The following is a 9,336-nucleotide window of genomic DNA, read 5'->3' on the forward strand; positions in this document are numbered from 1 at the left end:
ATAGACAGTATATAGCGTTAGACCCTATGACAGCATGAATAATGTCCATTACACCATTAATTTTAAAAAAGTAGCAGTTATTCTTTACCTGTTTTCTTCTTATCTAAATCTTTCTGCACAACGTCTTTACTGGCGTCAGCATCAGAACTAGCATCAGTGCCAGTGCTGGTCGCATTGTTTTGACCAGAGTCTGGCAGACGATTTGGATCAAGTGAGCCTTTTTTAGTTTTAGGGGCGTTGCCATCACCGTTGGTACTGCTAGATAGCTTACTCTTAGAAGTGGTCTTTGACTCTGCGGTCGAATTGGCTGACATTACACCTTTATCAGCAGTGTTAGCAGATTCGGACTTTGACTCTGCACCCTTATCGTTAGCCGTTGTTGGCTTGGCTGGCGCTGATTCAGACGAGGAACTATCATTGGTGCTGGTTGATGAGTCACTTGAGACCTTTTGCTCATTGTCTGTTTCAGGGTTATTATCTTTGTCGGTCGCTGTTGCAGGGTCTTGCTCTGCTACGTCAGCGTTATCGTCGCTTAACTCCTTTTCTTTACGCTTATCAGGTGCTTTTGATTTGGACTCAAAATTGGCATCGGCAGCCATACGCGCCTGCTCTTGCTTAGGCGTTACATCGACTGGTTTTGGTTGTACTTCATCTTCCACGACCAGTGAAATGAGCTTGCGATCACGGGGTACTGTCCCATCGAACTTATTCGTGATGACGTGTAGCTTGCCTTCTTTGTCGATAGTGTAGAGCGGAACAAACTGTTTATTATCAGCTTTATATTGCTCAAAGCTATAACTGTCAGTGATGTTAGTGATTTTGATACGGGCTTTTTTCGATAGCATGCTGGCAAGCTTGGTATAAGTGGCATCATCAAACAGCCATTGTGAGTGGAAGTTTGATTGCTTATCATCACGCTCACTTTTAACTTTTTCATCACTGAATTTGAGACGATATAACTTGCGCTCGCCAAATTCATGACGGTAATGAATCTCAGACAAGGTGTTCATCTCTTTGTCCATACTCATGGCAAATAAACGGCCAATACCGATAAGATCAAGATGATGGTCGGCATGGTCTGAGATGGGATTGCCAAAGTAAGTGCGTAGACCGCTCATGCGTGCGCGGGCAATATTGGTATAGTTATTATGAGCGACGATGACATCGAAGCCCTGCTCCTTTAACGAGGTGGCTACCAACAGGGCAATAGGGTTTGAGCCAACGATAAGAATCCCGTTGGTCTCAGGCTCACGTACGCCCAAGAAGTTACCAACCATTTTTGCGCCCAAACCTTGAATCATTACTGTGCCAATAATGACCAAAAATACTAATGGCACTAGCAGTTCAACGCCTTGAATATCATACTCTTGCAAGCGAATAGCAAATAACGATGAGATGGCAGCCGCAACGATACCACGCGGGCCAATCCAGCTAATCATCAGCTTTTCATTGGTCTTTAAGTTGGAGCCAATAGAAGATGCCCACACCGATAAGGGGCGCGCGACAAACATCACGATTGCTAGCAATACCAATCCTGCAAAGCCCACGCTAAGCAGACTTTCAAGCTCAACACGGGCAGCAAGAATGATAAACAATACTGAGACTAATAAAATGGTTAACGATTCATTAAACTCTAAAATCGTCTCACGCGGGAATTTTGGCCAGTTGGCAAGAGCAACACCCAATACCGTAACCGTCAATAGACCCGATTCATGCTCTAAATGGTTTGATACTGAAAATAGGACTAAGACAAAAGCAAGGGTAAAGACATTGCGCAAAAACTCAGGAATCATATGACGGCGCATGAGGAATGCCAATACCCAAGCACCCGCCATGCCAAGCGCAGTCGCCAATACTACGATTTTGGCAAATAGCAAAATGCTACTGGCTTCGCCACCTGAGATAATATACTCATAGACCAAAACCACGGCGATAGCGCCAATCGGGTCAATGATAATCCCTTCCCATTTAAGGATATTGGATATGGTTTTATTGGGACGCACACTACGCAGTAGCGGCATAATCACCGTTGGGCCCGTCACGCACACCAGCGCACCGAATAATAAAGCTATCAGCGGGTCGACATCGAATAATAGATAGGTCGATAACGCGACGATGGCAATGGTGATAAGGACGCCGACGGACACCAGCATCTGCACGACGGTACCGTGTTGTTTGATTTCATCGAACTCGAGCGTTAGCGAGCCTTCGAATAGGATAATCGCCACCCCCAAGGAGATAAAGGGGAACATCAGCTCGCCTAATACCAAGTCGGGGTCAAATACGCCGAGCACAGGGCCAACGATAATACCAATCAATAATAAAAATAAAATGGACGGTTGCTTTAAATACCAAGCCAACCATTGGGCGGCGATGCCAATCCCAACCACGCCGGATAGCAGTAGGGCGGTATCCATAAATTAATCCTTTTATAATCTTGTCATATTTCATACCTATCAATAGCCACTATAGGCAGCATATTTATGGGTTGATGCAAGCAACATGAACAGCTGAGCGATAGTGTTGGTCGCTAAGAGTAGCCGCTATGTATCACAGCATAAATCACCACATGAGTTAGGTATGATATAACTACTACAAATAAGTATAGACAAAAGCATTCCTAAATCATTAGAAATGCAAATAAGGGTGATGTTAATCAATATGACTAACGTATAGTCAATAATATTATTAAAATATGACTTTTGTTTGCTTATGAAATTATTTGGCTTGCTATCATAGCATGGTTTTATTTCGTCCTTATCGATGTTACCTCTTTCAGATAGCCTCGATAAGTGGTAATGCTTTGCAAAGCAAGTAAGCAATAACTGTGCCGTGACCTATCCTTGATTATTACTACAGCAAATTAGCACTTTTTTATTTATCATACAGTAGCCGCGTTTGTCATGCACGTCACGACTATGACAATCTGTGTTAAAGGGTATAATCCATAAATATAAATGGTCGATGGCAAAAATTTATAAAAGCCAGTAACCTAATAGATTTATCAGGTCAATATAAAAGAGATACATGGGACTGGTATAGATTTTTTATGGCCTCTGTTGTTGGCACAGGCACAGGCACAGGCACAGCAAGTAAGCAAGTAAGCAAGTAAGCAAGTAAGCAAGTAAGCAAGATTTGTACCAGTCCTGCGTCATAATACTGTGTATTTATTTATGTAGTATCGACTATCTCAACAATAATAATCATCACTTATATGGAGGGAAATATGCCTATTAATATGTTTAGAGGACAATCTAGTTTTAAAATGCAGTATTGGTTGCAGCGTAGTACATTAGCGCTTGCCATTGGCACAGCAATGGTAGCCAGTATTAATGTCGCTACCATGCCGACCGCTGAAGCAGCAGTCACTACGGCAGATTTTTCTGGCTTAGTTCAACAAGTCACCCCAGCAGTCGCCCGCGTCAATGTCACCAAAACGGTCAGCGAAGCGGAACTTGCCAAGGCTCAAACTGCTGAGTTATTGAGGCAGTTTTTTGGTGATCGCTTGCGTATCCCTGAGCAGGCAGCGACACCCGCGATTGAGCACGCTTATGGGACGGCTTTTTTTATCACCAAAGATGGCTATATGCTCACCAATCATCATGTGGTCGAAGGCGCTGACACCATTACTGTCACCCTCAATGACCGCACAGAGCTGGATGCGACCTTGGTAGGTAGTGATGAGCGCTCAGATGTGGCCGTACTAAAAATAAAAGGTACCACGTTTCCTGCGTTGCCTATTGGCGATTCAAATAGCCTAAAAGTAGGGGAGCCGGTACTGGCGATTGGCTCGCCATTTGGCTTTGATTATTCAGCATCGGCGGGTATCGTCAGCGCCAAATCGCGAAATTTTTCGCGTGAGACCAGTGTGCCATTTATCCAAACCGATGTGGCACTCAATCCTGGAAATTCAGGTGGCCCCTTATTTAATCAGCGCGGTGAAGTCATCGGTATTAACTCGCGTATCTTTAGTGGTACTGGCGGCTATATGGGACTGTCGTTCTCTATTCCGATTGATGCAGCGATGGATATCTACGAGCAGCTAAAAACCAATGGTGAAGTGGCTCGTGCCTATTTAGGTATTTATCCGCAAGATATCGATCGCAATCTGGCAGAGGCTTATAATTTAGCGCGTCCGCAAGGGGCGTTATTGACTCGTGTTTCCCCCGACTCGCCGGCTCAAAAAGCGGGATTAAAATCAGGGGATGTTATTTTGCAATATAACAATGTGCAGATTATGGAGGCGTCAGATTTATTGAACCTGATCAATCGGGCACGTCCTGATGATGCGTTTCGTGTGCAGATTCAGCGTGATGGCAAGCAATCGATTATCACTGGCAAGCTTCGTAACGCCTCCAATAATATGCAATCACAAGGACGTGCTCAGCAAGATAACGAGATAAGCTTAGGGTTGGCACTGCGTAATCTAACTTCAGAGGAGCAAATAGAGTTGGCTTCTGATAATAAGACTGGCGTATTAGTCACTGCTGTCGAGCCGACAGGGCTGGCGGCGCGCTCGGGCATATTGGCGGGTGACGTTATTACCAACCTGCACCAAAAATCAATTAAAACCGTCAATGACTTTTCTGGTGCTGTTTCATCATTACCCGAAAAAGGTGTGGTGACCATTGAGATTATGCGTCAGGGGATTCCTGGTATTATCGGCTTACGTATTGAGTAGCCGTTATAGATAGCCAGTCACAAATAGCCCGTTCAAAAACAAGTACGTCACAATATGCCTTAGTGATAATTGTACTTGTTTATCATAGAGGTCGACCTCTATAATGGCTGATTTTTTTATCAGATGTCTATTTTAATCAGGTGGTTGTTGTTATCCGATGATCAGGGTATGTTCTCAATTTAAACGATCATTATCTGAATGGGCTGATGTTTATCTCGTTTTTATGATTGTTATTAGGGCATCTTTTAATTTATTCGTTGAGTGATTTATTTATTGCTCAATACGTTCTAACATAGGGTAAGCCATTTAATTGGTTTGTACCCTTATATAATTATCAGGTAATTATGATTGATGACCACGCTTTTTATACGCTAAGTATCTCTACGGCAGCAGCATTGCTCGCGTATATCGTACTGTGGTCAGGATTACAAACCTTCAATGCCAATCCTACCAAGCGTTTTATGCGCATTTGGTTTAAGTTAGCGTTATATTACGCGGCTTATACCATGCCTGTTTGGGTGGTGCTATTAGTCATCGGTTGGTTGCAAGCAGTGTCACCGATGCTCGCGCAGTTATCTTTATTATCTGTGCTGATGATTTCACTAGCAATGGGGCTATACTTTTATACCGTGGTGGTGCAGCCCAACCGTCTACGCTTAGCGCATCAGGCGATTGATTTGGACTTATCAACACCGCTCACGGTCGCTGTACTGGCTGATTTACGCATAGGAATATATAGCGGAAAGCCGCGCCATATTCGCAAGCTTGTTGCCACTATTAATGCGCTACAAGCAGATGCGGTATTGATTACGGGTGATTGGTTATATTATCCAAGCGCAGATTTGGTGGGACAATTGATGCTGTTTAAAGGGGTTAATAAACCTGTTTATACGGTGATGAGCACCTCGGATTTACGCTATCAATCGATTAACACCACCAAGCAGGGCCAGCCCCTATTAGAAGACACCTTGGCCAGTACCTTTGATGTGCTCGATATCAGTTATATCGGACAGCAATGTACCTCGTTACCACTGAAATGTGCTGGGTCTGCCAATAAGAGTTTGCAAGACAACTCCATTGTCGCAGCACTCTGCGGCTGGCAGGATGTGCCGAAGCAATTCACTGATATTAAGGATGCCAATGCAGCAGGTAAGGCCGCTCTAGGGGCAGAAATTGCGACTGCTACCAAGCCAGTCATTATTTTGGCTTCACGATTCGATAGTATTAGAGATTTACCAAAAGCCTTGCAGCCGCGACCACTATTGATTACTGGCGCGGCAAAAACAACGCAAAAAAATATATGGCTGGCACAAAAACAAAAAGATATCGAGCGTAGTCGTGAGCAGTCAACCTTGTTAAATAGCAGCCGTATGGGTCAACAGCGCGGTTTATATCAGCACGGTAGTGCGCAGATATTTGTCAGTAGCGGTATTGGTACTCGAGGATTGCCTTTTCGGTTGTATCGTCCCACTATCGATGTGTTGACGATTCGTTAATACTATCTAAAAGACTTATCAGTGCTGATGCATTGCGCTAAACTGACTGTTAAGCGAATATTCTACTTGGCAATAAGGCTTGAGCCGAATGTTGATGAGATGCGGCGAGAGAAAGTAGGCGTATTTTGGCGTTCAATTTAGATATTGCATCTCAATTGATTGATAGCGGTTAAAGTAAAATATGCTACACTAACAGGCGTTTTTATTGCTATCAGCCAATTACAGTGGCAGCCGATAAAAATAGCGTTAATGACTTTAGAAGAGATAAATAAATAGTATTAACATCACGCAAGATATTGCCTTTTACGTTATTTTTATTAAACGTTGAGCTTTAATTTAAAAGGCACTTGCAAACGACCTATCATGTGACAGCTTTAATAAAAGCTAGGATAATACAGTAAGGCACGGTTATGAGCACAGCATACGACGAAATCAAAACCCGACTACAAGGCTCAATGGTAGCCTTGGTAACGCCCATGCACCCTGACGGTAAGGTCGATTATAAACGTCTGGCAGACCTCATAGATTGGCAGATTGAACAAGGTACACATTGCCTAGTCGCCGTTGGCACCACTGGTGAATCAGCGACGTTATCTATGCAAGAGCACAGCGAGGTGATTCGCTATTTTGTGCAGCATGTCAAAGGCCGTGTGCCAGTGATTGCTGGTACAGGCGCCAACAATACGACCGAAGCGATTAAGCTGACCCAAGACGCTGCCGATGCGGGTGCAGACTGTGCGTTATTGGTCGCGCCTTATTATAATAAACCGCCGCAAGAAGGTTTATACCAGCATTATAAAACCATCGCTGAAGCAGTGGACATCCCGCAGATGCTCTATAACGTACCAGGACGTACGGTCGTTGATATCGCCCAAGAAACGGTTGAGCGCTTAGCAGATATAGACAATATCGTAGCGATTAAAGACGCAACGGGGTCGGTCGGACGCGGTGAGCAATTAATTAAAGCTGTTGGTGACAGATTGGTCGTTCTATCTGGTGATGATGGTACCGCGCTTGAGCTGATGAAAGTAGGCGGCAAAGGCAATATTTCAGTGACTGCCAACGTGGCACCAAAAGCCATGAGCGAAACTTTTACCGCAGCCTTGCGCGGCGACTTTGACACCGCTAATAAAGCACATGATGTCATCAAACACTTACACCGTGACTTATTTATCGAGTCCAGCCCTATTCCTGTTAAATATGCTTTATATAAAATGGGCATGATAGATAACGGTATCCGCTTGCCATTGGTTTGGCTAGCAGAACAACATCATGCGACGATTGATGAAGCCTTGGTGCGTGCAAACTTACTATAGATGCGCGCAAGATTATTATAAAACCAAGCGTTATAGAGGCTAAGCCAGTTATTAATAAATAGGCTTAGTAGCTGCTATAAGGTCTGGTAAAATAATACGCCAGTTGCCCAAATGAGTGTTAATTGCTAACTTAGAGAGATAACATGATGAAAACATCATCACCGACTACAAAGATATTTCCCGCGATGCTAACCTTAGTTTTGGGCAGCACCCTAGTATTGAGCGGCTGCCAAACTGCTAAAAACTTACTGGGTAAGCGTGACAACGGTAGCCTAGAATACCAACAAAGCAAAAAATTGGCGCCTATAGAGCTGCCAGCTGCCAAAGAAACAGCCCCTTTTGTGCCTTTATATCAAACCCCTAACGCGGGTGCAAATACGCTCAAATTACAAAACGAATCAGGCAGCCAGTATCAGTTGCCGAAGCCTCAGCGTACGGTAAGCACTACCTCAAATTAAATCCATTTCTCTATTTGTATCGCTGGCTTTTACGGTCACTAATGAATATGTCATTAATACTGTATTATCAGATCCAGCGATATCTGCGCGTTTTTACCACATAAGCTTGAACGAACAGGAATCCTGATAATGCAAAAGCAACAACTGCTGTATAAAGGCAAAGCCAAATCCGTTTATGAAACAGAAGACAACGATCTGCTGATTCTACACTTTCGCGATGATACCTCAGCGCTTGATGGCAAACGTATCGAGCAGTTGGCACGCAAAGGCGTCGTCAATAATCGCTTTAATGCGTTTATCATGCAAAAATTGGCGGATGCTGGCATCGAGACGCATTTTGAAAAGCAATTGTCTGACGATGAAGTTTTGGTCAAACGTTTAGAGATGATTCCGGTTGAGTGCGTGGTACGTAACTTTGCTGCTGGTAGTTTGGTGCGTCGTTTGGGTGTAGAAGAAGGGCAGGCTTTGACGCCGCCTACCTACGAGCTGTTCTATAAAGATGATGCGCTTGGCGATCCGATGGTCAATGAATCACTTTCTATTTCTCTTGATTGGGCTAATGAGGCACAGCTGGCGAGAATGAAAGAGCTGAGCTATCAAGTCAATGACGTACTAAAAGCACTGTTTGATGCAGGCGATTTAATATTGGTCGATTTCAAACTAGAGTTTGGCGTGTTCCATGATCGTATCGTCCTAGGTGATGAGTTCTCACCAGATGGCTGCCGTATTTGGGACAAAGTCACTAAGAAAAAACTGGATAAAGACCGTTTCCGTCAGTCATTAGGTGATGTGATCGAAGGCTATGAAGAAGTCGCTAAGCGTATTGGTGTGCCATTAAGTTAAGTAATTTATCTGGGTTAATTTTATAGTATAGAAAAAAAGCTGAGCCATGGGCTCAGCTTTTTTATGCAAGTAAATAAATTAGCTGTCTTTACGTGCTTCTTTGATTTTCTTAGAAGCAAAATCCATTGCATCGGCTGCTTTATCGGCTAAGGTACCAGCCATTTCTTTTGCTTTAGTCGTTGCCGTGTCTGTCAATGATGAGTCTTTATCATCGGCATTAGAGTCTTTACTGTCTTTATCTTTTTTATCAGAACTTTTTTTATCAGAATCATCACTATCTTTTTCGCTGTCATTATCGGATGCTTTGTTGTCCGATTGGTTGTGTGAGTTTTTATCTTTATTGTCTGACTCTTTATTAGTGCTCTGATCTTTTGAATCTTGAGCTGTATTATTATTTTTTACGTCGTTCTTTTTATCTTCTGGAGAGTTTCCCAAACTTTGTGTAACTGCTTATAATCCACTAACAGGAGAATAAGCAATGACTAACCAATCTGACATCAAGAAACTGGCTGAGCAAATGGCCAGCAGCATGAAAAGCTTCG

General features: G+C 43.5%; 7 protein-coding genes. 5 read left to right on the top strand and 2 right to left on the bottom strand.

Features of this window, described 5'->3' with window-relative positions; genetic code table 11:
* Positions 1-77 precede the first annotated feature (77 nt).
* Positions 78-2,417: a cation:proton antiporter gene (locus tag EI161_RS12010; protein ID WP_192529655.1), complete on the bottom strand. Its 2,340-nt coding sequence runs from the start codon at positions 2,415-2,417 to the stop codon at positions 78-80.
* A gap of 809 nt (positions 2,418-3,226) precedes the next feature.
* On the opposite strand from EI161_RS12010, the gene EI161_RS12015 reads away from it, so the two are divergent.
* From EI161_RS12015 to purC, 5 genes are all read left to right on the top strand, one after another.
* The gene (locus EI161_RS12015) at positions 3,227-4,681 is read left to right on the top strand and encodes a Do family serine endopeptidase (protein ID WP_192529656.1); all 1,455 of its coding nucleotides are present in this window, start codon (positions 3,227-3,229) and stop codon (positions 4,679-4,681) included.
* 344 nt (positions 4,682-5,025) lie between these two features.
* Positions 5,026-6,177 carry a hypothetical protein gene (locus tag EI161_RS12020; RefSeq protein ID WP_192529657.1) on the top strand — a complete coding sequence of 384 codons (1,152 nt, stop codon included), beginning with the start codon at positions 5,026-5,028 and terminating at the stop codon, positions 6,175-6,177.
* A 410-nt stretch (positions 6,178-6,587) separates the two neighbouring features.
* On the top strand, positions 6,588-7,493 hold the full coding sequence (gene dapA, locus EI161_RS12025) for a 4-hydroxy-tetrahydrodipicolinate synthase (RefSeq protein WP_192522694.1): 906 nt from the start codon (positions 6,588-6,590) through the stop codon (positions 7,491-7,493).
* 143 nt (positions 7,494-7,636) lie between these two features.
* Entirely contained in the window at positions 7,637-7,951 is a 315-nt protein-coding gene (locus EI161_RS12030) for a hypothetical protein (protein WP_192529658.1), read from the top strand.
* A gap of 129 nt (positions 7,952-8,080) precedes the next feature.
* Positions 8,081-8,794 carry a phosphoribosylaminoimidazolesuccinocarboxamide synthase gene (gene purC / locus EI161_RS12035; RefSeq protein ID WP_192522692.1) on the top strand — a complete coding sequence of 238 codons (714 nt, stop codon included), beginning with the start codon at positions 8,081-8,083 and terminating at the stop codon, positions 8,792-8,794.
* A 78-nt stretch (positions 8,795-8,872) separates the two neighbouring features.
* On the opposite strand, the gene EI161_RS12040 is transcribed toward purC, so the two are convergent.
* Positions 8,873-9,229, bottom strand: a complete 357-nt coding sequence (locus EI161_RS12040) for a hypothetical protein (protein WP_192529659.1) — start codon at positions 9,227-9,229, stop codon at positions 8,873-8,875.
* Positions 9,230-9,336: the final 107 nt, after the last annotated feature.

Source organism: Psychrobacter sp. FME5, assembly GCF_014861375.1.
Lineage (GTDB): Bacteria > Pseudomonadota > Gammaproteobacteria > Pseudomonadales > Moraxellaceae > Psychrobacter.

Excerpts from the sequence above, each read along its gene's own strand:
- purC (WP_192522692.1), top strand. The coding sequence starts at position 8,081 with ATGCAAAAGCAACAACTGCTGTATAAAGGCAAAGCCAAATCCGTTTAT.
- EI161_RS12020 (WP_192529657.1), top strand. The coding sequence starts at position 5,026 with ATGATTGATGACCACGCTTTTTATACGCTAAGTATCTCTACGGCAGCA.
- EI161_RS12015 (WP_192529656.1), top strand. The coding sequence starts at position 3,227 with ATGCCTATTAATATGTTTAGAGGACAATCTAGTTTTAAAATGCAGTAT.
- EI161_RS12010 (WP_192529655.1), bottom strand. The coding sequence starts at position 2,417 with ATGGATACCGCCCTACTGCTATCCGGCGTGGTTGGGATTGGCATCGCC.
- EI161_RS12030 (WP_192529658.1), top strand. The coding sequence starts at position 7,637 with ATGATGAAAACATCATCACCGACTACAAAGATATTTCCCGCGATGCTA.
- dapA (WP_192522694.1), top strand. The coding sequence starts at position 6,588 with ATGAGCACAGCATACGACGAAATCAAAACCCGACTACAAGGCTCAATG.